The 24,179-nt window shown below is 60.6% G+C and carries 28 protein-coding genes and 1 tRNA gene; 14 read left to right on the forward strand and 15 right to left on the reverse strand.

Going from position 1 to position 24,179, the window contains the following annotated elements; translation table 11 throughout:
• Nucleotides 1-4 precede the first annotated feature (4 nt).
• From LMJ30_RS09510 to LMJ30_RS09520, 3 genes are all read right to left on the reverse strand, one after another.
• Nucleotides 5-787 (reverse strand): YdcF family protein, encoded by a 783-nt coding sequence (locus LMJ30_RS09510; RefSeq protein ID WP_229432112.1) that lies wholly within the window; start codon nucleotides 785-787, stop codon nucleotides 5-7.
• 90 nt (nucleotides 788-877) lie between these two features.
• Nucleotides 878-1,315, reverse strand: coding sequence for a hypothetical protein (locus LMJ30_RS09515; RefSeq protein ID WP_229432113.1), 438 nt, complete (start codon nucleotides 1,313-1,315; stop codon nucleotides 878-880).
• 205 nt (nucleotides 1,316-1,520) lie between these two features.
• Nucleotides 1,521-2,429 (reverse strand): LysR family transcriptional regulator, encoded by a 909-nt coding sequence (locus tag LMJ30_RS09520; RefSeq protein ID WP_229432114.1) that lies wholly within the window; start codon nucleotides 2,427-2,429, stop codon nucleotides 1,521-1,523.
• A 114-nt stretch (nucleotides 2,430-2,543) separates the two neighbouring features.
• Here LMJ30_RS09520 and LMJ30_RS09525 point away from each other — a divergent pair, with 114 nt between their 5' ends.
• From LMJ30_RS09525 to ypfJ, 4 genes are all read left to right on the forward strand, one after another.
• A complete protein-coding gene (locus tag LMJ30_RS09525) occupies nucleotides 2,544-3,107 on the forward strand; it encodes a cysteine hydrolase family protein (RefSeq protein ID WP_229432115.1) in 564 nt (187 codons plus the stop codon).
• A 45-nt stretch (nucleotides 3,108-3,152) separates the two neighbouring features.
• Nucleotides 3,153-3,464: an ArsR/SmtB family transcription factor gene (locus LMJ30_RS09530; RefSeq protein WP_229432116.1), complete on the forward strand. Its 312-nt coding sequence runs from the start codon at nucleotides 3,153-3,155 to the stop codon at nucleotides 3,462-3,464.
• A 70-nt stretch (nucleotides 3,465-3,534) separates the two neighbouring features.
• The gene (locus LMJ30_RS09535; RefSeq protein WP_229432117.1) at nucleotides 3,535-4,755 is read left to right on the forward strand and encodes a permease; all 1,221 of its coding nucleotides are present in this window, start codon (nucleotides 3,535-3,537) and stop codon (nucleotides 4,753-4,755) included.
• A gap of 79 nt (nucleotides 4,756-4,834) precedes the next feature.
• A complete protein-coding gene (gene ypfJ, locus LMJ30_RS09540) occupies nucleotides 4,835-5,710 on the forward strand; it encodes a KPN_02809 family neutral zinc metallopeptidase (RefSeq protein WP_229432118.1) in 876 nt (291 codons plus the stop codon).
• Between the two features lie 63 nt (nucleotides 5,711-5,773).
• Here ypfJ and LMJ30_RS09545 read toward each other — a convergent pair whose 3' ends face one another.
• Both LMJ30_RS09545 and LMJ30_RS09550 read right to left on the reverse strand, forming a co-directional pair.
• Nucleotides 5,774-6,289: a hypothetical protein gene (locus LMJ30_RS09545; RefSeq protein ID WP_229432119.1), complete on the reverse strand. Its 516-nt coding sequence runs from the start codon at nucleotides 6,287-6,289 to the stop codon at nucleotides 5,774-5,776.
• Between the two features lie 22 nt (nucleotides 6,290-6,311).
• Nucleotides 6,312-6,701: a cupin domain-containing protein gene (locus LMJ30_RS09550; RefSeq protein ID WP_229432120.1), complete on the reverse strand. Its 390-nt coding sequence runs from the start codon at nucleotides 6,699-6,701 to the stop codon at nucleotides 6,312-6,314.
• Between the two features lie 142 nt (nucleotides 6,702-6,843).
• Between LMJ30_RS09550 and LMJ30_RS09555 the strand changes: the two genes are divergently transcribed.
• Nucleotides 6,844-7,383, forward strand: a complete 540-nt coding sequence (locus LMJ30_RS09555) for a hypothetical protein (protein WP_229432121.1) — start codon at nucleotides 6,844-6,846, stop codon at nucleotides 7,381-7,383.
• On the opposite strand, the gene LMJ30_RS09560 is transcribed toward LMJ30_RS09555, so the two are convergent.
• Nucleotides 7,384-8,094, reverse strand: a complete 711-nt coding sequence (locus LMJ30_RS09560; RefSeq protein WP_229432122.1) for a hypothetical protein — start codon at nucleotides 8,092-8,094, stop codon at nucleotides 7,384-7,386.
• A gap of 91 nt (nucleotides 8,095-8,185) precedes the next feature.
• On the opposite strand from LMJ30_RS09560, the gene LMJ30_RS09565 reads away from it, so the two are divergent.
• Together LMJ30_RS09565 and LMJ30_RS09570 are read left to right on the forward strand one after the other, a co-directional pair.
• Nucleotides 8,186-10,519 (forward strand): DNA polymerase II, encoded by a 2,334-nt coding sequence (locus LMJ30_RS09565; protein ID WP_229432123.1) that lies wholly within the window; start codon nucleotides 8,186-8,188, stop codon nucleotides 10,517-10,519.
• 66 nt (nucleotides 10,520-10,585) lie between these two features.
• Complete coding sequence (locus LMJ30_RS09570) at nucleotides 10,586-10,840, forward strand: DUF2164 domain-containing protein (protein WP_229432124.1); 255 nt, start codon at nucleotides 10,586-10,588, stop codon at nucleotides 10,838-10,840.
• A gap of 3 nt (nucleotides 10,841-10,843) precedes the next feature.
• On the opposite strand, the gene LMJ30_RS09575 is transcribed toward LMJ30_RS09570, so the two are convergent.
• The 6 genes from LMJ30_RS09575 to LMJ30_RS09600 all read right to left on the reverse strand — a co-directional run bounded on the left by LMJ30_RS09575 (nucleotide 10,844) and on the right by LMJ30_RS09600 (nucleotide 15,698).
• Nucleotides 10,844-11,317, reverse strand: coding sequence for a hypothetical protein (locus LMJ30_RS09575; RefSeq protein WP_229432125.1), 474 nt, complete (start codon nucleotides 11,315-11,317; stop codon nucleotides 10,844-10,846).
• A 5-nt stretch (nucleotides 11,318-11,322) separates the two neighbouring features.
• The gene (locus LMJ30_RS09580) at nucleotides 11,323-12,030 is read right to left on the reverse strand and encodes a hypothetical protein (protein ID WP_229432126.1); all 708 of its coding nucleotides are present in this window, start codon (nucleotides 12,028-12,030) and stop codon (nucleotides 11,323-11,325) included.
• Nucleotides 12,031-12,317: 287 nt separating this feature from the next.
• A tRNA-Lys gene (locus tag LMJ30_RS09585) sits at nucleotides 12,318-12,393 on the reverse strand.
• A gap of 66 nt (nucleotides 12,394-12,459) precedes the next feature.
• Complete coding sequence (tfpB, locus tag LMJ30_RS09590; protein ID WP_371872992.1) at nucleotides 12,460-14,283, reverse strand: type IV pilus assembly ATPase TfpB; 1,824 nt, start codon at nucleotides 14,281-14,283, stop codon at nucleotides 12,460-12,462.
• Between the two features lie 27 nt (nucleotides 14,284-14,310).
• Nucleotides 14,311-15,093 (reverse strand): spermine/spermidine synthase domain-containing protein, encoded by a 783-nt coding sequence (locus tag LMJ30_RS09595; protein WP_229432127.1) that lies wholly within the window; start codon nucleotides 15,091-15,093, stop codon nucleotides 14,311-14,313.
• A gap of 95 nt (nucleotides 15,094-15,188) precedes the next feature.
• Complete coding sequence (locus LMJ30_RS09600) at nucleotides 15,189-15,698, reverse strand: glycine zipper 2TM domain-containing protein (protein ID WP_307729292.1); 510 nt, start codon at nucleotides 15,696-15,698, stop codon at nucleotides 15,189-15,191.
• A 392-nt stretch (nucleotides 15,699-16,090) separates the two neighbouring features.
• Between LMJ30_RS09600 and LMJ30_RS09605 the strand changes: the two genes are divergently transcribed.
• The 5 genes from LMJ30_RS09605 to LMJ30_RS09625 all read left to right on the forward strand — a co-directional run bounded on the left by LMJ30_RS09605 (nucleotide 16,091) and on the right by LMJ30_RS09625 (nucleotide 21,143).
• Nucleotides 16,091-16,489 carry a barstar family protein gene (locus LMJ30_RS09605; protein ID WP_229432129.1) on the forward strand — a complete coding sequence of 133 codons (399 nt, stop codon included), beginning with the start codon at nucleotides 16,091-16,093 and terminating at the stop codon, nucleotides 16,487-16,489.
• Between the two features lie 103 nt (nucleotides 16,490-16,592).
• Entirely contained in the window at nucleotides 16,593-17,210 is a 618-nt protein-coding gene (gene purN, locus LMJ30_RS09610) for a phosphoribosylglycinamide formyltransferase (RefSeq protein ID WP_229432130.1), read from the forward strand.
• A gap of 13 nt (nucleotides 17,211-17,223) precedes the next feature.
• Nucleotides 17,224-18,528, forward strand: coding sequence for an RsmB/NOP family class I SAM-dependent RNA methyltransferase (locus LMJ30_RS09615; RefSeq protein ID WP_229432131.1), 1,305 nt, complete (start codon nucleotides 17,224-17,226; stop codon nucleotides 18,526-18,528).
• A gap of 8 nt (nucleotides 18,529-18,536) precedes the next feature.
• Entirely contained in the window at nucleotides 18,537-19,811 is a 1,275-nt protein-coding gene (locus tag LMJ30_RS09620; RefSeq protein WP_229432132.1) for a mechanosensitive ion channel family protein, read from the forward strand.
• Between the two features lie 126 nt (nucleotides 19,812-19,937).
• The gene (locus LMJ30_RS09625; RefSeq protein ID WP_229432133.1) at nucleotides 19,938-21,143 is read left to right on the forward strand and encodes a DesA family fatty acid desaturase; all 1,206 of its coding nucleotides are present in this window, start codon (nucleotides 19,938-19,940) and stop codon (nucleotides 21,141-21,143) included.
• 234 nt (nucleotides 21,144-21,377) lie between these two features.
• On the opposite strand, the gene rpmG is transcribed toward LMJ30_RS09625, so the two are convergent.
• From rpmG to radC, 3 genes are all read right to left on the reverse strand, one after another.
• Nucleotides 21,378-21,548 carry a 50S ribosomal protein L33 gene (rpmG, locus tag LMJ30_RS09630; protein ID WP_197422130.1) on the reverse strand — a complete coding sequence of 57 codons (171 nt, stop codon included), beginning with the start codon at nucleotides 21,546-21,548 and terminating at the stop codon, nucleotides 21,378-21,380.
• An 11-nt stretch (nucleotides 21,549-21,559) separates the two neighbouring features.
• On the reverse strand, nucleotides 21,560-21,796 hold the full coding sequence (rpmB, locus tag LMJ30_RS09635; protein WP_131429746.1) for a 50S ribosomal protein L28: 237 nt from the start codon (nucleotides 21,794-21,796) through the stop codon (nucleotides 21,560-21,562).
• Nucleotides 21,797-21,968: 172 nt separating this feature from the next.
• Entirely contained in the window at nucleotides 21,969-22,643 is a 675-nt protein-coding gene (gene radC / locus LMJ30_RS09640; protein WP_229432134.1) for a RadC family protein, read from the reverse strand.
• A gap of 85 nt (nucleotides 22,644-22,728) precedes the next feature.
• On the opposite strand from radC, the gene LMJ30_RS09645 reads away from it, so the two are divergent.
• A complete protein-coding gene (locus LMJ30_RS09645; RefSeq protein ID WP_229432135.1) occupies nucleotides 22,729-23,184 on the forward strand; it encodes an FKBP-type peptidyl-prolyl cis-trans isomerase in 456 nt (151 codons plus the stop codon).
• A gap of 10 nt (nucleotides 23,185-23,194) precedes the next feature.
• A complete protein-coding gene (ispH, locus tag LMJ30_RS09650) occupies nucleotides 23,195-24,142 on the forward strand; it encodes a 4-hydroxy-3-methylbut-2-enyl diphosphate reductase (protein ID WP_229432136.1) in 948 nt (315 codons plus the stop codon).
• Nucleotides 24,143-24,179 lie beyond the last annotated feature (37 nt).

Consider the following 24,179-nt stretch of genomic DNA (forward strand, 5'->3'; position numbering starts at 1 on the left):
TTTCTTAGTTGCTGCCAATCGCTTCGCGCAGGCGGTACCACGCGAGGCCTGCCAGCTCGTAGCTTGCGTAATAGGATTTCTGGAGGGCCGATGCGCTTGGCACGAAGTCGAGCGGCATCAATGGACCTGCGCCGTAGAACATGGTCGGCGCGGGAATGACCTGCAGGCCGTTGCGTTCGAAGACGCGGCGGGCGCGCGCCATGTGCAACGCGTCGGTGACCAGCAAGATGCGCTGCACGCCGCTGGTGTTCAAGATGCGCGCCGAGAATGCGGCGTTCTCGGCAGTCGTCGTCGACGCATCCTCGACCCAGGCCACCGGCGTGCGGAAGTCTTCACGCAAGGCGCGCTCCATGCTGCGTGCCTTCGGCTCATGGCGTCCGTCCGGCGTGCCCTGGCCGCCTGTCACAAGCAGGGGCAGGCCGGTCTTGTGATGCAGGTGCGCACCGTAGCGCAGGCGCGCCAGCGCAGTGAGGTCGGGAATGTCGTGGCCGCCATATTCGGGCGCATGTTCGAGCCTGCCTGCGGCAAGCACGACGATGGCGCCGGCGCCATCGATGCGCGCCAGGTCAAGCGGCGGCGCGAGGCGTTCCAACGGGGCCATCAGCAGGCGTGCGCCCGCATTGGTGAACAATACCAGGAGCAAGGCCAGCGACATGCCGGTAAGCGCCCGGCCGGCGCGGCGATTGCGGCGGCTGACAAGCAGGCCGGCGGCGGCGGTGAGCAGCAGGCAAACCGGCGGCAGCAGGACGACGTGGGTCAGTGTTGAGACGAGCAGGTCTGTGTTCATGTTGCCATTTTAAATGGCAACGTTGTTCTCCAACAAAATCAATCGAACGGGGGGCGAAAAAACCGGGGCCGGCGCCGGCCCCGAGCCGTTTCAGTTCAGGGCGAACCGGAACGGCACGACTTCAGGCGGTTTTTGCGACAGCGCGCGCGAGTCCTTGCGCGTATCGATCAGCAGGTAGCCCGTCACCTCGCCGAACACCGGTTCCGACAGCACAACGCGGTACTTCTCGTCCATCGACACAAAATCATAGTCCCCGACCGCAATGACTTCCGTTCGCGGGCCGTCGCCGACCTTGATGAACTTGCGGTTTATCCTTTTCATCATGGCCATCGTATCGCCGTTGGACAGGTCGTACGTGCCTTGTAGGTTGTCAAATTCTCCCGCGCGCATCCGGCTGTAGTTGGCGGGAAGCTCGATGGTACGCGGTGCATCGCGCGTGATGGTGACCTGCCCGAGATCTGGTGGCGCCTGGGCCGCGACAGGCAAGGCAAGGGCAGCAAGGGTTGCGGCAAGTAGCAGGGTTTTCATGACGTACCTCCAGAACCGTTACCGGCGAGGCTGTCGTCGCTTAGGCACTCGGCGAGCGGAATGTCTGAACATGGCAGCCGCGGGGGCTCAGGTTCAACAATGGTGCAAGGGTAGATTGCTCGCCAGGCGGAAGGCATGCAGGCGCCCCCGTCTAATAGCACTATAGGTCGGAATCGGCACTGCGGAAGGGGGAGATTGCGGCGCGCTAATCGAAGGAAACGATACCGGCCCTGAACGCTTTGGTTTTTGCGAGGATGCGCTGGTCGCGCAGGAACCGCGTGACGACCTGCATCGCTTGCGAGCGCATCGCCTCAGGCCGGGCTACCAGAGCGAACTCGCGGCGCGCGGGCAGCGGCAGGTCGACGATACGGACATCGTCGGGCGCGGGAAAAGCCGCCAGCCGCGGCAGGATCGAATAGCCAAGGCCGCGTCCGACGAGGGCCGCGATGCTCGTGTCATTTGACATGATCCGGCTTGGCTCCGCGCTGAAACCGGCCGCGCGGCAACGCGCCAGGATCGACGCGGCGCCGGAACAAGCCAGCGCGATGAAGGGCAGGGCGTCGAGCTGGTGCCAGGCGACGGGCGCGTCGAGCCTGAACGAGGCCGGCACCACCAGCGCGTAGGCATCGTTGACATAAGGCCTGGCCACCAGGTCGGCGCTGGCAGGCAGGTGGGCAATGCCGATATCGGCGCGGCCTTCGTGCACCGCTTGCGTTACCTCGTCGCGCTCTTCGCAGCTGTCGTCGATGTCGATGCGGATGCCCGGGTACTCGCGCGCCAGCGCCTCGAGCGCGTGCGGCAGCAGGTGGGTGCCGACGCTGCGGAAGCATGCGATGCGAACATGCGCGGACAGCGCGCCGCAGTCGCGCGCGGTTTCCAGCAGGCTGGCCTCGATGCGCAGCATCTGGCGCGCCTTGTCCAGCACCCGGTGGCCGGCGTCGGTCAGTGCCGCGCCGTCATGCGAGCGCAGCAAGAGCCGCACCCCGAGTTCCCGTTCCAGGCCGGCGACCGCGTGGCTGATGCGCGATTGCGTGCAATCGAGCTGCGCGGCCGCGGCGCTGAAACTGCCGTTCTCGACGACGGCGACGAACATCTTGAGTTGGCTGAGCTTCATGCGATCCCATCGAAATTTTTCATACCTCAACGGTAATTATCTGGCATTTCGGTTGTGGCTGTACAGGCTTTGGCCGGACCATGGCGGCTCACTCATTTCATCAAGGACCGCACCATGCACCCACTGCCAGCCGATGCCGTACTGATCCTGATCGACGTCCAGCAAGCCTTCAACGACCCCAGCTGGGGCAAGCGCAACAATCCGCGCGCCGAGCAAAACATTGCCGCCCTGCTGGCCGGTTGGCGCGCGACGGGGCGCCCGGTGATCCACATCCAGCACCGTTCCCCGCGCCCGTACAGCCTGTTCCACCCGGACAAACCGGGCTACCCGTTCAAGCCCGAAGCGCAGCCCGTCGCCGGCGAGCCGGTGATCTACAAAGACGTCAACAGCGCCTTCATCGGCACCGACCTGGAGCAGCGCCTCCGCAGCGCGGGCGCATCGACGCTGGTGATCGCCGGCTTGACGACCGACCACTGCGTCTCGACGACCACCCGCATGGCCGGCAACTTCGGCTTCGACACCTGGCTGGCCGGCGACGCGGCCGCCACCTTCGACCGCCACGGCCCGGATGGCAGCTATTTCAGTGCAGGCCAGATGCACGACAGCGCGCTGGCCAGCCTGCACAAGGAGTTCGCCACCGTGGTAACCACCGCCGAAGTCCTCAACAGCCTGGATTGAATATTTTGTTTGACAGAACTATAAAAGTGGGTATATAGTTATTTCATGAACCTCGCCACCTCCGCAAAACGCCTTGCCGGCCTCGGCCACGAACACCGGCTCGAACTCTTCCAGTTGCTGGTACAGGCTGGCGATGACGGCATGACCGTCGGCGAACTGCAGGCGGTGACCGGCCGCCCGGCATCCACGCTGGCATTCCACCTGCGCGAGCTGGTGGCGGCCGACCTGGTCACCCAGCAAAAGGAAGGTCGGATGGTGCGGTGCCGCGCCAACTACCAGGCGCTGGACGAGGTGCTGCAATTTGTAAAGCAAGACTGCTGCAAGGGCGTCACGCTGCCGGTATTTGGCGCCAAATAATGCGGGGAGGGCGTCGGTCCAATCCGCATTTTTTACCGATCAATATAACCACAAAATTAGGTATATAACTATGAAACCGATACTCGCGAGATCTTCCGCCCGCGCTGGCGTTGCCAGCACCGCAGCACATGCCGCTGCCGCGAAAGCTGCTTCTTGCTGCGCACCGGCGCCGCGTGCCGCCGCCCAGCCCGCCGCATCCGGCGGCTGCTGCGCGCCTGCACCGCGCTTGACGGCCAGCACCGGCGGCTGCTGCCCTGCGCCAGCCGCGTCCGGCGACGGCGCCAACCCTTTGAGCGCGCTATGGAACAAGCTCGACAAGCCACTGCTTGCCGCCGGACTGATCATGCTGGCCATCGCGCTGATCGCTCCGCAGCAGCTGCCTGCATCGCTCGCCTTTACAGGTGAATCGCTGCTGGGCATCGCGCCGTGGCTGGCCTTGTCGGTAGCGGTGGCCGCCTATGCCAAGGCCAGCAAGGCCGACGCGCTGATCGCCAGCGTCTTTGTCGGCAGTCCGGCGCGCATGATCGTGATGGGTTCCTTCTTCGGCGCGCTGTCGCCGTTCTGTTCCTGCGGGGTGGTGCCGGTGATCGCCGGCTTGCTCGGCGCCGGGGTGCCGCTGGCCGGCGTCATGGCGTTCTGGATGAGCTCGCCGTTGATGGACCCGGAAATGTTCGGCATCATCGCGGCTAGCCTGGGCCTTGAATTTGCGATCGTCAAAACGCTGGCGGCGGTGGCGCTGGGTGCATTTGGCGGAATCATCACCCATGTGTTTGTGTCGCGCGGGCTGGTCGGCCAGGCGCTGCGCTCGGGTCCGGCAAGCTGCTGCCCGCCGGCCGCGGCGGGTGCGCGTCCCGACTGGAATATTTTTGCCAATAGCGCGGCGCGCAGCGCCTTCGTGGCCGGTGCCGCTTCCAACGGCTGGTTCCTGCTGCGCTGGATGGTGATCGCCTTCCTGCTCGAAAGCCTGATGGTCGCTTACCTGCCGGCTGAAAAAGTGGTGTCGCTGCTTGGGAATAATGCCGGCGCCATCCCGCTCGCGGTCTTGCTGGGCGTTCCTTCTTACCTGAACAGCTATGCCGCGGTCCCGCTGGTACGCGGACTGATGGACCTGGGCATGAACCCTGCCGTCGCACTGGCTTTCCTGATCGGCGGCGCGGTCACCAGCATCCCCGCGGCGACCGCTGTGTGGGCGCTGGTCCGGCCGCGCGTGTTTGCGCTGTATATCGGCATGGCCTTGTTCGGCGCCCTTGGCGCGGGCTACGCCTATAGCGCCTTGCTCGCATTCCGCTAAACGCCCTGCGTTGCGCCAACTTTTTTCGATCCAGCGTAGAGTCTCTTATCGAATTTACAAAACAACGCTGGAGAATATTATGAAATGGGAAGGCAATCGCCAGAGCGATAACGTGGAAGACCGCCGCGGCAGCGGAGGAGGCGGCGGCTTCGGGTTCGGCGGCAAATCGATCGGCATCGGCACCATCGTGCTGGCGCTGATCGGCTCGGCAGTATTCGGCGTCAACCCGCTGACCATGCTGGACATGCTCAGCGGGGGCTCCGGCCAGGTCGCCCCAGTACAGCAGGGCCCGGCACCGGCGCCGCCAGCATCGGACCGCAAGGCTGCGATGGTGTCGACCGTGCTGGCCGATACCGAGGACACCTGGAGCGAGATTTTCCGCGCCCAGGGCGCGAGCTACGTGAAACCGAAGCTGATCCTGTTTTCGGGGGCGACCCCGACGGCGTGCGGCACCGGCCAGAGCGCGAGCGGGCCGTTCTATTGCCCGGCCGACCAGCAGGTGTATATCGACCTCAGCTTTTACGAGCTGATGCAGCAGCGCTTCCAGGTATCGAGCGAATTTGCGCAGGCATATGTGATTGCGCATGAGGTTGGCCACCACGTGCAAACCCTGACTGGCACGTCGGAGAAGGTGCGCGCGGCGCAGCAGCGCATGTCGCAGACCCAGGCCAACCAGCTGTCGGTGCGCATGGAACTGCAGGCCGACTGCTACGCAGGGCTGTGGGCGCACCACGCCAACCGTTCACGCGGCATCCTCGAACAAGGCGACGTGGAGGCCGCGCTGCATGCGGCAAGCGCGATCGGCGACGACGCCATGCAGCGCCGCTCGCAAGGGCAGGTGGTGCCGGACTCGTTCACGCACGGCTCGTCCGAACAGCGCGCACGCTGGTTCAAGAAAGGTATTGAGACGGGGCAGGTTGAGGCTTGCGATACGTTCTCGGCACGCCAGCTTTAAGCGCTGGCGCAGGGCGGACAAGGCAACGGCGGATAAACTTGGTTTATCCGCCGTTTTTTTACTTCAGGTTTCGACTGTCTTGTCCTCAGCCTGGGCCGCGCGCATCGCGTGGGGCTCAAGCTTTTCGGCATCTACATTCAGGCGGACAAACGCACCCCATGCCGCCAGGATCACCGCGGCCGCCACGCCAATCGACGCGGCATGCGGCAACAGCTCCGGCCTGACTTGTACGAACTGGAAGACTGAAATCAGGCATTCGATGGACAGCGATACCACGACCACAATCAGGAAGCGCGAGAGGAAACGCCGCACCCGGGTCGGCGCGGAGATGTTGGCCGAGCGCTGGACTTCTTCTTCCAGCACGGTCTGCCCGAGCTCCATTGCGGCCACGGCGATGGTCAGCAAGCCGATCGCCTCGAGGATCAGGTTAAAGCGCGACCGCACCCCCATCTCCATGTCCGGTCGCAGCGCTCCCCACAGCTCGCTGCCCGCAAGCACGATCAGCGCCACGGCGCAGACAAAGAACAGCGCAACGACCAGCACGTAGCCGAGCGAAAAAAGTTTCTGGATGATCTTCACGGTTGCAGGCCGATATACGCGATTATTCTTCGTGGTGGTGCTTCTCGTACTCGTCGGCCTCAGCCTTGGTCTTGTGCACGATGCCGTCAGGATGTTCAGGCGGGGTGTACAGCGTGTACAGCCGTAGCGACGTATCCTTAGAGGTGTTGATGACATTGTGTTCAGTGCCAGCCGGAATGACGACCGCGACGCCATCCGTCAGCTCATGCCGTTCGCCGTCGAGAATGGCAACGCCTTCGCCCTCTTCAACGCGGATGAACTGGTCGTGGCCGGTATGGTGCTCCATGCCGATTTCCTCGCCCGCCTTCAAGGTCATGATGACCAGCTGGCTGCGCTCGGTGGTGTACAAGACCTCGCGGAAATTGTCGCTCGCGAGGGTTTTTTCTTCGATATTGATGCTGTAGCCCGACATGTTTTATCTCCCAGAAGGTGAATGTGTGTACTGATTCATCATAATTCAAAAATGCCAATCCAGCAGGGCGCGACGGCCGCGGCACACGCGCTACGGAAAGGTCGGGGTGCTAAACTACGGCCTTCACACTGAGGCCTTCGTCATGACCAACAACAAACAAGCTCCCGCCAAGAAAACCTTCGATACGCCAGGGGGCAGGCCAGAAAATCCTTTCCTCGACGCCGGGTTCTATTCGCGCATGCGCGATTACACCGAACGCGACGCGGCGTTCTCGAAAGAATTGAAGGCGATTGCCGACCACGGCGCCGGCAAGCAGGGCGCCAATCCCCTCTACGCGCCATCGCTTGCGGTTCTGCGGGGTGTCGTCAAGAAAGGCTTGTCGCTCGAAGAAATTTTGAAGCGTATCGTCGCCGGCGTGGAATCGGGCTCGTGGGAATCGTGGCTGGCCGCCTTCGGATTTGAACTGCGCGGCGTGAATTATTCCAAGACCGAGCCGCGCAATGCACGGCTGGCGCTGGACCTCAGCCTGGGGTCGAAAGCGACGGCGGCATTTTCCAATGCGGGCATTCCAAACTGGCGTAGCCTGGCTGCTGAAGACTGCGCGCAAGTGCAGGTGGAAAAGCCAACCGAAAAGACGCCGGCGAAGGCGTGGGCGATTTTCGTCCTGGACCCTGCTGACTGATTATTTGCCCAAGAGCGCGAGGGTGTGCGTCCATTCCGCATCCCAGTCTTCGAGGAACTCGTGCGCCTTGAACGCCTTGCGCAGATGCGATAGCGGCACGCGGTAAACGTCGTTAAGGCCAAGCGCCAGAGTGACCGGATTCCAGAGCGCATGCTTCTTGGATTTTCGGGTGCTGCCATTTACCCGGGCGCCTTCATCGCCAAAGATCCCGCCGCCACCGGCGAGAGCTTGCGCCAGGTCGATGCGCACCAGCTTGCCAAAAGCGGCCAGTACCTGCTCCGTGTTGATGCCGTCACGCGACTCCTGGGCTGTCTCGGCCTTTACCGGTTTTGGCTCGGCGTCGCGCTTTAACTGGTTCGCCAGGCGCTCAAGATCTTTTTTAAGGAAACGCAGTTCGTCGAGCGAGCGTCTAAAACCCGGGGGCGGCAGCGTGGCGACGATTTTGTACGCGTCCTTGGTCATCGTGATCAGGACATCGTCGCTACCGTTTGCCAGCCGCTGGGTATCGCCTTCGAAGAAGATCGGCGCGGCATAGCCTCCGTTGGCCTCGCCGAATAAATCAGGGTGGGCGGCGTCGTAGTCGAGCCAGACGTAGGGAGTCAGGCCGTTTTCGATCAGGCGCGCAAGGGTCCATGGCGAAGCGGTCTGCTGCTCCAGCCAGTCGCATGCTTGTGCTGTGGTTGCGCGGAAGGGAAGGTCGGTTGTCGTCATTGTTCTTTTCACGGCTACGAAGGTAACATTACGTGCAGTATGAGGCCTACCGCAAGCTCGCGCATTCTCCCCTCAAATTAAAGGCAGGACGTTGGACCAATTACAGCAGGGATTTCTCTTAACCCGGCACTGGCGCGATACCGCTGCCGGCACCGAAGTCGACTTCTGGCTTGCGACCGATAACGGGCCGCGCCAGGTCCGGCTCGCGCCGCATCCATCGGTAGCGTTTATCCCGGCCGAACAGCGCGAACAGGCCGAGCTGGTTTTGCGCGACGAGAAATCATACGAACTGCGTCCGCTTTCCCTGAGCGATTTCCATCATCGTCCTGTGGTGGGACTGTATTGCACGCAGTATCGCCAGTTATTAAAGCTGGCCAAGCGCCTGCGCGACTACGGTATCGACGTCTACGAATCCGATGTGCGCCCGCCCGAACGCTACCTGATGGAGCGGTTTATCACCGCCCCTGTCTGGTTCAACGGGCATGGCCAGTTAAAACCGGCGCCTGGCTACCGCCCGCGCCTGACCCTTGCATCGCTCGATATTGAAACCACCGCGCACGGCGAGCTGTATTCGATAGCGCTGGAAGGCTGCGGGCAGCGGCAGGTGTACATGCTCGGTCCACCGAATGGCGGCGACGAAGAACTCGACTTCGACCTCGAGTATTGCGACAGCCATGCCGCGATGCTCGAAAAGCTGAACCTCTGGTTCCAGCGCCACGATCCCGATGTCATCATCGGATGGAACGTGGTGCAGTTCGACCTTCGCGTCCTTCAACGACATGCCGAGCGCAATAAAGTGCCACTGCGTTTAGGACGCGACGGCAGCGAAATGGAATGGCGCGAACATGGCAGGCAACAGCATTACTTTGCTGGCGTTGCCGGGCGCCTGATCATCGACGGTATTGAGGCGCTTAGATCGGCCACCTGGAGTTTTTCCTCATTCAGCCTGGAGCACGTATCGCAAACGCTGCTCGGCGAAGGAAAATCCATCGATAACCCTTACCAGCGGATGGCGGAAATCGACCGCCGCTTTGCGGAGGACAAGCCAGCGCTGGCGAAGTACAACCTGAAGGACTGCGAGCTTGTTACCCGCATCTTCGAAAAGACCGAGCTGCTGACATTCCTGCTTGAACGCGCGAGTGTGACAGGTCTCGCGGTGGACCGGAGCGGCGGCTCCGTGGCGGCATTCGAGCACCTCTACATGCCGATGATGCACCGGCAGGGCTATGTGGCGCCGAACCTGGGCGACATCGCCGGCGAAAACAGTCCCGGCGGTTATGTGATGGATTCGAAATCGGGGCTGTACGACTCGGTGCTGGTACTCGATTACAAAAGCCTGTACCCGTCGATTATCCGCACTTTCCTGATCGACCCGGTCGGGCTGGTTGAAGGTTCGCGTGCCGAAGACGAGGACACCGTAGAGGGCTTCCGCGGAGCGCGCTTTTCGCGGACCAAACACTGCCTGCCGGCGATCGTGAAACAGATATGGGATGGCCGTGACCAGGCCAAGCGTGACAAGAACAAGCCATTGTCGCAAGCGCTGAAGATTATCATGAATGCGTTCTACGGCGTACTCGGATCGAGCGGCTGCCGGTTCTTCGATCCGCGCCTGGCATCATCGATTACCTTGCGCGGCCAGGAGATCATGCACCTGACGCGCAAGCTGATCGAAGACCAGGGTTATGAGGTCATTTATGGGGATACAGATTCCACCTTTGTCTCGCTGAAGCACGCGCATACCGATGAACAAGCGGGGCATATTGGCCGCGAGCTGGTACGCCATGTGAACGCGTGGTTGCGGGAACACCTGCGCGACGAATTCGGTCTCGAAAGCGCGCTTGAACTCCAATACGAAACTCACTACAGGCGCTTCCTGATGCCGACCATTCGCGGCTCGGACGAGGGCAGCAAGAAGCGCTATGCGGGATTGATCCTCCGTGCCGACGGCAGCGAGGAAATGATTTACAAGGGTCTGGAGACGGTACGCAGCGACTGGACGCCGCTGGCGCAGCAGTTCCAGCAGGCGCTGTACCTGAAGATATTCAAAGGCGAGCCTTACCAGGATTATGTGCGTGACTATGCGAACCGCACGGCGAGCGGCGAACTGGACGAGTTGCTGGTATATCGCAAGCGCCTGCGCAGGCCGTTGGACGACTACGAGCGCAACGTTCCTCCCCACGTGCGCGCGGCGCGCATCGCCGACGAATATAACCGGGAGCAGGGAAGGCCGCTCCAATACCAGAATGGCGGCTGGATTCGCTATGTGATTACGCTGGCCGGCCCGGAGCCGCTGGAGGTGCGGCGCTCGGCTATCGACTACGACCACTATCTGACGCGCCAGCTGCAGCCGGTGGCGGACGCCATTTTGCCGTTTGTCGATGATGATTTCTCGACGCTGACCAGCCGGCAGCAAAGCCTGTTTTGAAGCTTATGTCTATTTTGAACCGGGGCAGCGGTGGTAAGCTGCTGGCTCACTTTTCCCGGAACATTCATGGCCATCAAACTAAGCAAGGAAACTGAAGAGCGCCTGCTCACATCGCTGCAGCGCTACTGCTCAAACAACTTCGACGAAGAAATCGGCAACCTGAAAGCGCAGCTGCTGCTTGATTTCTGTTTGCGTGAGATTGGGCCGTCGATCTACAACCAGGCGGTGCTCGATGCGCAGAAGGTTATGCAGGACAAGGTCGCGGAGCTGGAGACGAATTGCTACGAGACTGAGTTCGCGTACTGGCAGAAGAATCGATGATATTTAAGACCCGGTTTCGGGTTTCGGTTGGCCATATATCCTGAAACGTCTGTGGAACGCAAATGGGCGGCTTACTCCCTCAGGGTCTCCGATAAATGGAAGCGCCAGTTCCTCGCGGCCAAGTAGCTCGAGTACCCAAGTGGTGTCGCCGATAAACGCGAAACTAAGCATATTGGGCGGCGACAGTTCCAAGTGATTAAATGAACCAGTCGAATACATCCCGCCGAGCGTTGCAGAGTCGATCAGTTTGAGGTGGGAGTCAAACAGGTAGATTCTCAGCGTATCTTCATGAGGAATGTCGTCTGTAGCGAAGGCAAGATAGCATCCATCCCAGCCAACCGTTGCCTCAAGAATTGCGCCATCGATCAGCGTGCCCGTGGGTTCGCCGCGAATGACGATCTCACTTTGGGGCATGGTCTGATCGCTTAACGGCCGGACCAGCTTCAACGAGAATTCCGAAGGCGATATTAATTTCATCGGCTTTACCACAAGGATGTGACTCCAAAGGCCGCCAGCGCTCCGCCCGCGAACGCACCAACAGCCACGCATACCGGTGCGCCTGGCCCGCACGCCAATCCTGCTATGGCGCCTCCCGCCATTCCGCCTGGAATACCCGCCCCGGTTGTCATTATCTCCCGTTTTGTCGCCGCCACCTTGTCGTCTGCGGTCGCAATGTCATACACGGAGAGCGCTAACGAGAGACCTAGCAAGCCTCTTCCTGCGGAAGAAAGGCGCGACATGACGTTCGTGACTGCTACATTTGATTTAGCTGCGGACGTTACTATGGATGCATAGATTAAGTTTTTTTGCGAAACCGAAAGCGTCGAGAACGAGACTGCCTTGCCATGTGCCCTGATCGTTTGCATCGCAATGATCTCGTTAAGCGTTTTACCATTTGCCTTCAGCTTCTGTGCCATTGCTCGACCGACCGGACTGCTTCGTGCTCTCACAACGCCCATGACAAGGTTGCGTGTCTCTTGCGCTTGCTGCGCCGCTTGCGCCCAAGTTATCCGCTCGCGCATAGCCTGTTCACGCAGGTTGTCGGCCATTCGTTTGATTTCACGCGTGTAGGCAAGGCGGGCCGAGGAATCGACGGTGAGATGCGCACCGAGGTTCGCCGTCTGCGCTTCCAGCGAGTTGATTTCATTTTCGAAGGCCGTGCGGTCCGCTGGCTTCCCTGCAAGTTGCATAGCAATTCCTCCGTGTTGTACTTAAAGGTCTACAGTACGGATGTTGCCGGACAGCGGGTTGCTTTAGCGCATTATTCAGGCTACAGGACATTCGAGAAGAAGTAAGGGTCTGATTCGCCGCAGAAGCGCATCGGACTTCGATGATTTATTCAAGCGCGGCCCTTGCGCGCTTGTGCGGAATGAGGGGCGGGTTTAAGGCACAAATAGCTAAACGAACAAATCAGCTTCACAAAACAAAAAAGCAGTTACGATTTCTCGTAACTGCTTTATTGCTTACTGCGCATTCGTGGTAGGCCGTGCGGGATTCGAACCTGCGACCAACGGATTAAAAGTCCGCTGCTCTACCAGCTGAGCTAACGACCCGAAAGAGGCAAGATTATAGCGCGGGTTTTTCGTTTGCGCTAGGGTCTTGTTGCATTACAACGAAAATCAGGTCAACGCGGCGGTGACTTTCAGCACTTCATCGGCCGTTGTCACCCCCTCGATGATCTTGTGCGCCCCGGCGATGCGTAGCGGCTTCATGCCATCCGCAACGCTCTGCTGGCGCAGCCCGGGCAGGTCGGTGTCTTCCCCGATCAGCTTGGTAAAGTCTTCGGTGATGGTCAGCAGCTCATAGATGCCGGTACGGCCGCGGTAGCCGGTCTGCCGGCACTCCGGGCAGCCGATCGGGCGGTACACGGTCTGCGGCTTGGGAATCTTCCACGCGCCGCCGATGCTTTCCCACACGTCGTCATTGATGTGGCCGTCCGGCGCCTTGCAGTGCGGGCACAGGGTACGCACAAGGCGCTGCGCCATGATGCCGATCAGTGTCGCCTCCAGCAGATAGTAGGGGACGCCAAGTTCCAGCAGGCGCATCACCGCCGATGGCGCGTCGTTGGTGTGCAGGGTCGACAGCACCAGGTGCCCGGTCAGCGCAGCCTGGATCGCCATCTCGGCGGTGCCCAGGTCACGGATCTCGCCGACCATGATGATGTCCGGGTCCTGCCGCATCAGCGCCTTGACGCCGTCGGCAAACGACAGGTCGATGCCGGGCTGTACCTGCATCTGGTTGAAGGAGGCCTCCACCATTTCGATCGGGTCTTCCACGGTGCAGACGTTGACCTCCGATGTGGCCAATGCCTTGAGCGTGGTGTACAGCGTGGTCGTCTTGCCCGAGCCGGTCGGGCCGGTGACGAGGATGATGCCGTGCGGCTTCGCCGTCAGCTCGTCCCAGCGGCGCGCGTCGTCCAGCGGGAAGCCGAGTTCAGGCAGCGTCTTGACCACCACTTCCGGGTCAAAAATACGCATCACCAGTTTTTCGCCAAAGGCGGTCGGCATGGTCGACAGGCGCAGTTCGACTTCCTGCCCACCGCTGGTGCGCGTCTTGATGCGGCCGTCCTGCGGGCGGCGCTTTTCAATGACATCCATGCGGCCCAGCAGCTTGATGCGCGCAGTCATCGCGATCATCACCACCGCCGGCACCTGGTAGACCTGGTGCAGCACGCCGTCGATGCGGAAGCGGATGACCGCCATGTCGCGTTTCGGTTCGAGGTGGATGTCGGAGGCGCGCTGCTCGAAGGCGTACTGCCACAGCCAGTCGACGATGTTGACGATGTGCTGGTCGTTGGCATCAACCTGCTTGTTCGATTTGCCGAGTTCAACCAGCTGTTCGAAGTTGTTGCGCAGCGCGAGGTCCTGGCCGGTGGTCTTGTTGGCGTCCTTGATCGACTTGGCCAGGCTGAAGAACTGCGAAATGTATTGCGCGATGTCGAGCGGGTTGGCCATCGCCAGCTGGATCTTGCGGCGCGAGATCTTGGCGATCTCCGCTTCCCATTCGGTCACGAACGGGTCGGCGGTGGCCACGGTCAAGGTCGTTGCCGTCAGTTCCAGCGGAAGGATGTTAAAGCGCGCCGCGTAGCTGGCGGACATCACGTCGGCCACTTTGGTGAAGTCGATTTTCAGCGGGTCGATGCGCACGAACGGCAGGCCGACTTTGCTGGCGGTGTATTCGCTCAGCAGGTCAAGCGTGAGCAGGCGGTGCGGCGGTTGGGCCGAGATCAGCTTGCATTGGGCAATGCTCGACAGCGGGTGCATCGAGCCGACCGCGTTTTTCAGGATGCCTTGTGCTTGCGTGAAGCTGGCTTTGACCTTGGCTTTCTCGACGATGCCGTCGGCAAGCAGCCACGAGAAGATCGTCTGGAGGTCGAGCGAGCGATGCGGCCTTGGGCCGCCCGGCGATGCTGTTGCCGTTATTGGTTTCACGTCTGCGTTCAAGCCGTCTCTCCGTGCTGGCGCTGCTTGTTATTCTGCGGCCTGGATCCCCTTGACCCACGATTTGGCCGGCAGCTTCGTTGTTGCCACAATCTGCGCCGCGCGCGCCTGCAAGGCCTCGAGGTCGAGGGCAGGGCGCTGCTTGAAGCAGATCGCAACCACATTACCATCATGCACTTCTGGCAGGCAAATTACCTCATCGAAGGCGAACTTCATAGCCTTGATGTTCTTGGCGAAGCTTGGGTGGTCACCGAACAGGTTCACTGTCATGATGCCGCGGTCGCCCAGGCACGCGTTGCAGGCCTGGTAGAACTCTGGGGTGTCGAGGACAGGGCCGCGCGCGGTGGCGTCATACAGGTCGCACTGGATGACGTCGTACTGGCCGTGGTTGGCTTCGTCATTGACGAAGTCGAACGCATCCATTTGGACCACGTCCAGCCGCTCATCGTTCGGCGGCAGCTTGAACATCGATGCGCAAATCGTGATGACCGATTCGTTCAGCTCGACAGCGGTAACTGTCGCTTCGGGAAACTGGCGGTAGCAGAATTTGGTGAGGGTGGCCGATCCGAGGCCGAGCTGGACGATCTTGCGCGGCTGTTCGATGAACAGCATCCAGGCCATCATTTGCTGGGCGTATTCGAGTTCCGGCCAGTCAGGCTTGCGGATGCGCATGGCGCCTTGCACCCATTCGGTGCCGAAGTGCAGGTAGCGGACGCCGTCCTGTTCGGACAGGGTTACTGGAGCAAACTTGGGTTTGCGGGCTGGCTTGCGCGAGGATTCGACTTGTTCGATGGATTTGCGTTTGATGAGCATAATGCGGCCTGGGGAGATCGGCGCATTATAGCTTGGGCGGAACATCGAATAGCCGGAAATCGTAGGGCGGGTACGCCCTACGATTTCCGCTTTTCTTACTGATTCATCTCTGGCTCAACCGACACGCGCAGGCGGACACGGTTGCCCGGATCACGCGGCATCACGGTGGTATAGCTGCGGCCACGGTAGTCGTACGTCACTTCATAGCCGTTGGTGCGCGACTCGATCGCTTCGATCGTACGGCACTGGCGCACCGCCTGTTCCTGGTAACCAGGCTGCGGTACCGGACGGCCATCGTTCTGCACCTTGTCGCCCACCATCGTACCGGCAACGACGCCAACCGCCGTCGCGGCGGCGCGGCCGGAGCCGCCGCCGACCTGGTTACCGAGCAGGCCGCCGGCAATCGCGCCGAGGATGGCGCCGCCCGTACCACGTTGCTGCTGCTGGGCGACCGGGACTTGCACGTATTCGGTGCGGCATTCCTGGCGCGGCTCGCGGATCTGCTCGACACGCGGCTTGACGCGGACCACGTTGCCGTAGTCTTCAAACTCCGCGACCTGGGCTTGCGCGAGCGGCAACGCGCATACGCCAAGTACGGTCATCATCAATTTCGTCTGCAAGTTCATCTGGTACCTCGTCTGAATTCGGTGTGGGACTGCATTGGTACTGCTCCAGCTCTAATAGTAATACGGCGCGCGGCGTCGAATTGATCCATGTGGCAACAAGATGTAACAGACCGCTAACTGATCTGCCCGCCGCGGATACGGCCCAGTTGATGCTTTTGCACGGAAATCTTTCTATATTTTCACAAATATAGTGCGGTTAATCACATTCGGGTTGATTCAACTACCACAAAACGTTACCCTTATATGATTCAGGGATATATTGGCGCGTGGCAACCAACCTAGGAGACAAGTGTTTGCACCTGCAAACGCGAAGCGCATCAGCATCGAAAAAAGAAAAAACACCCCGTTCATCAGGTCGACTTGAGGGAAAAATGAGTTTGTTAATTAGAGTGCCGCCTAACCTAGTGCAGTCCATTCGTGCGTTCCGGGTAACGGAACTGCAGGAGGAAGCCGCTCGCCTGGGGCAGCACTTTCTGTACGCTCACTGCGCCGACACCCTGACCAAACAGCAGGTGTGCGCGCGCATTGGCGAGAACTTCCATTTTCCTAAGCCGGCCAGCAAGAATTTCGAAGCGTTGCGTGGCTCGCTCACCGAAACAATCCACAAGGCAGGCCCGCAGCCCGGCTTTATCGTGGTCATCGAGCAATTGCCGAATACGCAGAAATTCGACAAGGAAGCCCGCGAGACCTTGCTCGACGTGTTCCGCGATGCGGCCGACTTCTGGGCCGAGAAAAAGGTCCCGTTCAGGGTATTCTACTCTTTCGAGTAAGCCTGCAAGGGCAGTTCGCCATTGCGGCGAAGTGTATGCTGCGCCGCATCATTTTTAGCCCGTTTCCTTGGTTCGGCCTGTTCGCCGGGGTACAATGCGCGCTATGAAAAACATTGTCATCCTTATTTCCGGTCGCGGCAGCAACATGGAAGCGGTCGTGCGTGCAGCCCGTTCAGAACAGTGGCCGGCACGCATCGCGGCCGTGATCAGCAACAAAGCCGATGCCAAAGGGCTTGAATTCGCCCAGGCACATGGCATTGCCACCGCCGTGGTGCCGAACAAGGATTTCGCCACGCGCGCCGAGTTCGATGCAGCGCTGCAGGAAGTCATTGACAGTTTTTCGCCCGACCTGGTTGTGCTGGCCGGCTTTATGCGCATCCTGACCGCACCGTTTGTCGAGCATTACGAAGGCCGGATGTTGAACATCCACCCGTCGCTGCTGCCGCTGTTCCCTGGCTTGCACACGCACCAGGCAGCCATCGACAGCGGTGTTGCAGAGCATGGCGCAACCGTGCATTTTGTCACCGCCGAGCTTGATCACGGCCCGGTCGTGGCGCAGGCCAGGGTGCCGGTGCTGCCCGGCGACACCGAAGACACGCTCTCCGCGAGAGTGCTGCTTGAAGAACACAAGCTGTATCCGTACGCCATCCGACTGTTCGTCGAGGACCGGCTCAGCATCGTCGGCGGCGACGTTCGCATCGCCGACACAGTAAATATTTAAACGAAGGAAATACATGAGACTGCCACCAGCGATCCTGGCCAATACCGAAGAAGTACTGCGCGAGATTTTGCGTTTTTCGGCGCCAGCCGACACCACCTTGTCGCGCTACTTCAAGGATCACCCACGCCTGGGCGGCCGCGAGCGCGGCGCCATTGCCGAAGGCGTGTACGCAGTGTTGCGTAACAAATCCTTCTTCACCGATTTCGCCGGTTCGGGCAACGGCATGCGCCGCCTGGCCATCCTCGGCCTGGCCGAAGCGGTCGGCGCTGATTCCCTGGGTGGCCTGTCGGAGGAGGAGGTTGAGTTCCTCGCCCGCATCAAGGAAATCGACCGCACGCTGATGCCGGCGCAAAAGCGTTCGAACCTGCCGGATTGGCTGTACGAGAAATTCGTCGCGCAGTATGGCGAAGAAGAAACCGTGACCCTCGCGGAAGCATTGAACCAGCCAGCGCCGCTGGACCTGCGCGTCAACTCCATCAAGGCCACCCGCGACGATGTGATGAACGAACTGGCGCAGGCGCCGATCGCCGCCGAGCCAATGCCGTTTGCGCCGCTGGGCCTGCGTGTACACAAGAAGCCATCGCTGCAAAACCTGCCACTGTTTAAGTCCGGCGCGATCGAAGTGCAGGACGAGGGCAGCCAGGTGCTGTCGCAGATCGTCGGCGCCAAGCGCGGCGAGATGGTGGTCGACTTCTGCGCGGGCGCAGGCGGCAAGACCTTGGCGCTGGGCGCGCTGATGCGCAACACCGGCCGCCTGTACGCGTTCGACGTGTCCGAGAAGCGCCTTGCCAAGCTGAAGCCGCGCCTTGCGCGCAGCGGCCTGTCAAACGTGCATCCGGTCCAGATCGCGCACGAACGCGACGTTAAAATCAAGCGCCTCGCGGGTAAAGTGGACCGCGTCCTGGTTGATGCGCCATGCTCCGGCCTGGGCACCTTGCGCCGCAATCCTGACGTCAAATGGCGCCAGAAGCCGGAAGCTGTCACCGAGATGCACGACAAACAGATCGCGATCCTCGACGGCGCCGCGCGCCTGCTGAAGGGCGGCGGCCGCCTGGTCTACGCGACCTGTTCGCTGCTGGACGAAGAGAACGACCGTGTCGTCGAGCAGTTCCTGGCCGCGCACGATGACTTCGAGCTGGTGCCGATGAGCAAAGTGCTGGCCGAGCAGAAGATCGACCTGGAAATGGGCGACTACCTGAAGCTGTTGCCGCACAAGCACCAGACGGACGGTTTCTTTGCTGCAGTCATGGAGCGCAAGAAAATGGTGAAGCCGGTTGCGCCTGCCGCTGCCGATGAGGCTGACGCCGAAGAAGAATAAGTCAGCTGATGCCACTGTCGAACCTGCTTAACGACCTGCTCACCGACATCCGCGATCCGCACCTGCTGTGGCAGGCTGCGGCCATCGCGGCATGCGCGGGCCTGGGCTGGTTCCTCGCGCGGCTGATCCGCAGCAATATCGGAAAGGGCGCGCAAGAGGGCCGTGGCGGCGTCGTGCGCGCGGGCGTGGCCAGTTTCGGGCACGTGCTGGCGCCCTTGCTGATTGCGGCGCTGATCTTTGTGGCGACGCTGGTTCTGAAACCCTTCCTGCACAATGTCCACCTGCTGCGCGTGGCCTTGCCGGTGTTCGGTTCGCTGGCAGTGATCCGCCTGGCGTTCTACCTGCTGCGCCGCGTGTTTTCCCGCCATGGGCAGATCGGCGCCACCATTCTCACGTTTGAAAAAATATTCGCGCTGCTGGTGTGGCTTGCCGTCGCGCTGTACCTGACCGGCCTGTGGCCGGAGGTGTTTGCCTTTCTCGAAGGCACCATCTTGCCACTGGGGCGCAACAAGGTATCGCTGGCGACGATTCTCCAGGCCACAGTCTCGGTTGCCATTTTCCTGATGCTCGCGCTGTGGGCCGGCACTGCGCTCGAAGAACGGCTGATGCGCGTTGAAGGACTGCACACCTCCTTGCGGGTTGCGATGGCGCGCATGAGCCGCGCGGTGCTGATCCTGGTTGCCGTGCTGGTCAGCCTGTCGATGGTGGGTATCGACCTCACTGTACTGTCGGTGTTTGGCGGCGCGCTTGGCGTCGGTCTTGGCCTTGGCCTGCAAAAGATCGCCAGCAACTATGTATCTGGCTTCGTGATTTTGCTGGAGCGCAGCCTGGCGATTGGCGATACGATCACCGTCGACAAATATAACGGCAAGGTTGCGCGCATCAATACGCGCTATACCGTGTTGCGTAGTCTGGACGGCACCGACTCGATGGTGCCGAACGAAATGCTGGTCTCGGGCGCGGTCGTTAATTCTTCGCTGTCGGACAAGAAAACCCGGGTCGTTACCCTGATGACTGTGGGTTTCGACGCCAGGCTCGATGAACTGTTGCCCAAGCTCGAAGCGGCCGTCGCGTCGCTGCCAAGAGTGATGGCGTCACCGGCCCCGGCGGCCATGCTCAACCGTTTCGCGCCAAACGGCTTCGAGCTTGAAGTAGGGATGTGGGTGGCCGATCCGGACACGCGCGGTAGCGTGCTGTCGGAGGCAAACCTCAAGATATGGTCGCTCTTGCAAGCAGAAGGCGTCTCATTCCCGAAAAATGCGAGTGTTCCTGATAAGACCTGATCAAAGCATTTGAAATGATTGGTGACAATCGTTCCGTGCGTCAGTAGATCAGCGTAAAATGTGGGTTCCCTGCACGTTGTGAAATAAATGCTGCGTGGTGGGAACATCCACCATTTTGGAGCAGGAATGAATTTGTTCAGCAACATCGTCAATGCAGTGCTTGAATTTCTCTCGACCGGCCTGGTTGGCCTGACCGGTTGGCAAGTTGTAATCTACACGCTGATCGTCACCCACATCACGATCGCTGCCGTCACCATCTACCTTCACCGCCACCAAGCGCACCGCGCGCTGGAGCTGCACGCCATTCCGAGCCACTTCTTCCGTTTCTGGCTGTGGCTGACCACTGGCCAGGTGACCAAGGAATGGGCGGCGATCCACCGCAAGCACCACGCCAAGTGCGACACCGAAGAAGACCCGCACAGCCCGGTAACCCGCGGCATCAAGAAAGTGTTCTTCGAAGGCGCCGAGCTGTATCGCGCCGAGTCGAAAAACCTCGAGACCATGCAGAAGTATGGCCACGGCACGCCTGACGACTGGATCGAGCGCAACCTCTACACCAAGTACAGCTGGATGGGTGTGGTACTGCAACTGGTCATCAACGTTGCGCTGTTCGGCGTGATCGGCCTGACGATCTGGGCGATTCAGATGATGTGGATCCCGATCACCGCGGCCGGCATCATCAACGGCATTGGCCACTATTGGGGCTACCGCAACTATGACTGCGCCGATGCGGCGACCAACATCATTCCGTTCGGTATCCTGATTGGCGGCGAAGAGCTGCACAACAATCACCACACGTATGCCACCTCGGCCAAGCTGTCGTCGAAGTGGTACGAGTTCGACATCGGCTGGGGCTACATCCGCGCGCTGGAAATCGTTGGCATGGCCAAGGTCAAGAAGGTGGCGCCGAAGCCAGCCTTCGAGCACGGCAAACTGGTGGCTGACTTCGACACGTTGCAGTCGGTGATCGCCAACCGCTATGATGTCATGGCCAAGTACGCCAAGTCGGTCAAGCATGCATGGCGTGAAGAAGTCGAGCACCTGAAGCACAAGGCCGAGCCGCGTTTCCTGAAGTCGAGCCGCAAGCTGATGCAGCGCGAGCCAGGCAAGCTGGAAGCGCCGCACAAGCAGCAGCTGAGCGAGCTGTTCCAGCATAGCAAGGCGCTGGAGACCATGCACAACATGCGCGTGGAACTGGGCGCGATCTGGGAGCGTTCGCACTTCACGCGCGACCAGCTGCTGCATCAGCTGCAGGACTGGTGCGCACGTGCGGAAGCGTCGGGGATCAAGTCGCTGCAGGACTTCTCGCTGAGGCTGCGTAGCTACGCTTAACTGAACTGCGCTTAAATGAAAAGCGGCTCCCGAGGGAGCCGCTTTTGCGTTTTGGGGCACCTCGGCGGATGCGCGCTGCGCTTATCTGCCCTACTGTTCGCGGATCAATCGTAGGGCGGAAGAGGGCGCAGCCCGTCATCCGCCGTTTTGTGCGCGCCGCAATGCTGTCGCCACAAACAAAAAAGCCGCAAACTTGCGTCTGCGGCTTTCTTCGAACCAGGTACCAGATCAGTATTACTTGATCTTGGTTTCCTTGTACATCACGTGCTTGCGTGCTTTAGGATCGAACTTCATGATCTCCATTTTTGCAGGCATCGTGCGCTTGTTCTTGTCGGTGGTGTAGAAGTGACCCGTGCCTGCAGTCGATTCCAGCTTAATTTTGTCGCGGCCAGTTTTTGCCATGATTGCTCCCTAATTTAGACTTTTTCGCCACGAGCGCGCATGTCGGTCAAGACGGCGTCGATGCCCAGCTTGTCGATCACACGCAGACCGGCGTTGGACAAACGCAGGGACACCCAGCGGTTTTCCGATTCTACAAAAATACGGCGGTTTTGCAGGTTAGGCAAAAAACGGCGTTTCGTCTTGTTGTTAGCGTGCGATACGTTGTTACCAACCATCACGCCCTTTCCAGTAACTTGGCAAACACGTGCCATAGCGCACTCCTTGAAAATATCCAAAATTGGAAAAACGAGAGTATAGCGTGAAAACCATCACTGAATCAATGACTTGTGAAAAACAATGGTGTCATACGCTATCGTCAGGATTTAACAATTGTAAAATCGAAGCAATGCCCTTGATTTGCTGGGGTTTCTCAACAGCCAGCTGTCACATCTGGCCATGTTCTGCGAAGGAATGAACCTGTGGTCCGGCCACAACAAAGTGGTCGAGCACCCGGACATCGACCAAGGCCAGCGCCTGCACCAGCGCGCGCGTGAGCATCAGGTCGGACTCGCTTGGCTCCGCCACGCCGGAAGGATGGTTGTGAACCAGCATGACGCTGGCAGCGTTGTACGACAGCGCCTTCTTGACGACCTCGCGCGGATAGACGCTGGTGTGCGTCAGCGTGCCGGTGAACATCTCCTCCTTCTGGATCAGGCGGTTTTTCACGTCCAGAAACAGCACGACGAAGGATTCGTGATGCTGCCTACCCATCATCATGCTCAGGTAATTGCGCACCGCCGTGGGCGACCCCAGCAGGTCGCCGGCCCGTAGTTGCTCGGCAATCGTCCGTTGCGCCAGTTCCAGCACTGCCTGCAGTTGCGCGTATTTGGCCGCCCCCAGCCCCGGCACCGTCGCGAACTCGCGCAAGCTGGCGTTGAACATGCCGCCGAGCGAGCCAAACCGGGCGATCAGGTCGCAACCGAGGTCAACCGCGCTCTTGCCCTTGATGCCAACGCGCAGGAACACCGCCAGCAGTTCCTGGTCGGACAGGGCAGGGGCGCCGTCCCTGATCAGGCGTTCGCGCGGACGCAGGTGCTCGGGCCAGTCTTTGATACCCATCTGGTTCCTGTCAGAAGTGGCGGTAGATGAGGCGGCCGCGGGCGCGGTGGCTTACAATATGGGATTCCCTATTTTTGCTCTTAATATGTCCAGCCCATCCGCACCAGTTGTCAACGCGTCTTCCTACCTCACGCTGCATTATCGGCTCGCGTCGATGGACGGTACTGATCTGATTACTACTTTCGGCGGGAACCCGGCGACCCTGATGCTGGGCCAGGGCCAGCTGGCCCCGTCGCTCGAAGCTTGCCTGCTGGGCCTGCCAGAAGGCACGCACAAGACCTTCGAGCTGGCGCCGGAACAGGGTTTCGGCGAGCGCAGCCCGGACCTGGTGCAGGCGGTCTCGCGCGCCACGCTGGACGAAAACTCGGCGCCGGACGCCGACTACAAGGTCGGTGACCTGGTCGACTTCGCCGCGCCGGGCGGCGGCCGCTTTGCCGGCGTGTTGCGCGAACTCGGCGAGGAAAGCTGCATTTTCGACTTCAACCACCCGCTCGCCGGCCAGACCCTCAAATTCGAAGTTAACCTGATCTCGGTCTTGTAACAGGAACATCATGGAAAACGAAATTCTCCTGGCCCAGCCGCGCGGTTTTTGCGCCGGCGTGGACCGCGCCATCGAAATCGTCGAGCGCGCGCTGCAACAGTTTGGCGCGCCGATCTATGTGCGCCACGAAATTGTCCACAACGCCTACGTGGTGGACGACCTGCGCAACAAGGGCGCGATCTTCATCGAAGACCTCGATGACGTACCGGCAGGGAATACCCTGGTGTTCTCCGCCCATGGCGTTTCCAAAGCCGTGCGCGCCGAAGCGGAAAGCCGCGGCCTGAAGATCTTCGATGCAACCTGCCCGCTGGTCACCAAGGTGCACGTCGAAGTGGCCAAGATGCGCAAGCAGGGCTGCGAGATCGTGATGATCGGCCACGACGGCCATCCTGAAGTGGAAGGCACGATGGGCCAGACCGACGCCGGCATGCACCTGGTGGAGACGGTGGCCGATGTCGCAACGCTCCAGGTCGCCAACCCTGACCAGCTGGCCTACGTGTCGCAGACCACCTTGTCGGTCGACGATACTGCCGACATCATCGAAGCACTCAAGCGCCGCTTCCCGAACATTATCGAGCCAAAAAAAGGCGACATTTGCTACGCCACCACCAACCGCCAAGAAGCCGTGAAGTTCATGGCGCCGCAGGTGGATGTGGTTGTCGTGGTCGGCAGCCCGAACAGCTCGAACTCGAACCGCCTGCGCGAAGTGGCGGACAAGATGGGTACGCCGGCGTACATGGTCGACAATGCAGCCCAGATCGATCCGAAATGGCTTGAAGGGAAGATCCGGATCGGTGTCACCGCCGGCGCCTCCGCTCCGGAAGTGCTGGTCCAGGCCGTCATCGACCGCCTCAAGGAACTGGGCGCGCGCAGCGTGCGCGCACTGGAAGGCGTCGAGGAAAACGTCACCTTCCCGCTGCCAAAAGGCCTCGACGGCAGTAAGGTCAACATCGTTTAGTTGGGAATGCCAACAGTTGCCAATAGAATATTTTGTG

Source organism: Massilia agrisoli, from assembly GCF_020831365.1.
Taxonomy (GTDB): Bacteria; Pseudomonadota; Gammaproteobacteria; order Burkholderiales; family Burkholderiaceae_D; genus Telluria_A; species Telluria_A agrisoli.

Bases quoted from the DNA above. Each gene is read 5' to 3' on its own strand.
- LMJ30_RS09620 (WP_229432132.1), top strand. From the start codon at position 18,537: ATGCCACTGTCGAACCTGCTTAACGACCTGCTCACCGACATCCGCGAT.
- LMJ30_RS09575 (WP_229432125.1), bottom strand. From the start codon at position 11,317: ATGAAATTAATATCGCCTTCGGAATTCTCGTTGAAGCTGGTCCGGCCG.
- LMJ30_RS09550 (WP_229432120.1), bottom strand. From the start codon at position 6,701: ATGTCGGGCTACAGCATCAATATCGAAGAAAAAACCCTCGCGAGCGAC.
- LMJ30_RS09645 (WP_229432135.1), top strand. From the start codon at position 22,729: ATGTCCAGCCCATCCGCACCAGTTGTCAACGCGTCTTCCTACCTCACG.
- LMJ30_RS09560 (WP_229432122.1), bottom strand. From the start codon at position 8,094: ATGACGACAACCGACCTTCCCTTCCGCGCAACCACAGCACAAGCATGC.
- LMJ30_RS09615 (WP_229432131.1), top strand. From the start codon at position 17,224: ATGAGACTGCCACCAGCGATCCTGGCCAATACCGAAGAAGTACTGCGC.
- LMJ30_RS09555 (WP_229432121.1), top strand. From the start codon at position 6,844: ATGACCAACAACAAACAAGCTCCCGCCAAGAAAACCTTCGATACGCCA.
- LMJ30_RS09525 (WP_229432115.1), top strand. From the start codon at position 2,544: ATGCACCCACTGCCAGCCGATGCCGTACTGATCCTGATCGACGTCCAG.
- LMJ30_RS09515 (WP_229432113.1), bottom strand. From the start codon at position 1,315: ATGAAAACCCTGCTACTTGCCGCAACCCTTGCTGCCCTTGCCTTGCCT.
- LMJ30_RS09600 (WP_307729292.1), bottom strand. From the start codon at position 15,698: ATGATGACCGTACTTGGCGTATGCGCGTTGCCGCTCGCGCAAGCCCAG.
- radC (WP_229432134.1), bottom strand. From the start codon at position 22,643: ATGGGTATCAAAGACTGGCCCGAGCACCTGCGTCCGCGCGAACGCCTG.
- LMJ30_RS09595 (WP_229432127.1), bottom strand. From the start codon at position 15,093: ATGCTCATCAAACGCAAATCCATCGAACAAGTCGAATCCTCGCGCAAG.
- LMJ30_RS09605 (WP_229432129.1), top strand. From the start codon at position 16,091: ATGAGTTTGTTAATTAGAGTGCCGCCTAACCTAGTGCAGTCCATTCGT.
- LMJ30_RS09625 (WP_229432133.1), top strand. From the start codon at position 19,938: ATGAATTTGTTCAGCAACATCGTCAATGCAGTGCTTGAATTTCTCTCG.
- LMJ30_RS09570 (WP_229432124.1), top strand. From the start codon at position 10,586: ATGGCCATCAAACTAAGCAAGGAAACTGAAGAGCGCCTGCTCACATCG.
- ypfJ (WP_229432118.1), top strand. From the start codon at position 4,835: ATGAAATGGGAAGGCAATCGCCAGAGCGATAACGTGGAAGACCGCCGC.
- LMJ30_RS09510 (WP_229432112.1), bottom strand. From the start codon at position 787: ATGAACACAGACCTGCTCGTCTCAACACTGACCCACGTCGTCCTGCTG.
- LMJ30_RS09520 (WP_229432114.1), bottom strand. From the start codon at position 2,429: ATGAAGCTCAGCCAACTCAAGATGTTCGTCGCCGTCGTCGAGAACGGC.
- purN (WP_229432130.1), top strand. From the start codon at position 16,593: ATGAAAAACATTGTCATCCTTATTTCCGGTCGCGGCAGCAACATGGAA.
- rpmB (WP_131429746.1), bottom strand. From the start codon at position 21,796: ATGGCACGTGTTTGCCAAGTTACTGGAAAGGGCGTGATGGTTGGTAAC.
- LMJ30_RS09535 (WP_229432117.1), top strand. From the start codon at position 3,535: ATGAAACCGATACTCGCGAGATCTTCCGCCCGCGCTGGCGTTGCCAGC.
- LMJ30_RS09580 (WP_229432126.1), bottom strand. From the start codon at position 12,030: ATGCAACTTGCAGGGAAGCCAGCGGACCGCACGGCCTTCGAAAATGAA.
- LMJ30_RS09530 (WP_229432116.1), top strand. From the start codon at position 3,153: ATGAACCTCGCCACCTCCGCAAAACGCCTTGCCGGCCTCGGCCACGAA.
- ispH (WP_229432136.1), top strand. From the start codon at position 23,195: ATGGAAAACGAAATTCTCCTGGCCCAGCCGCGCGGTTTTTGCGCCGGC.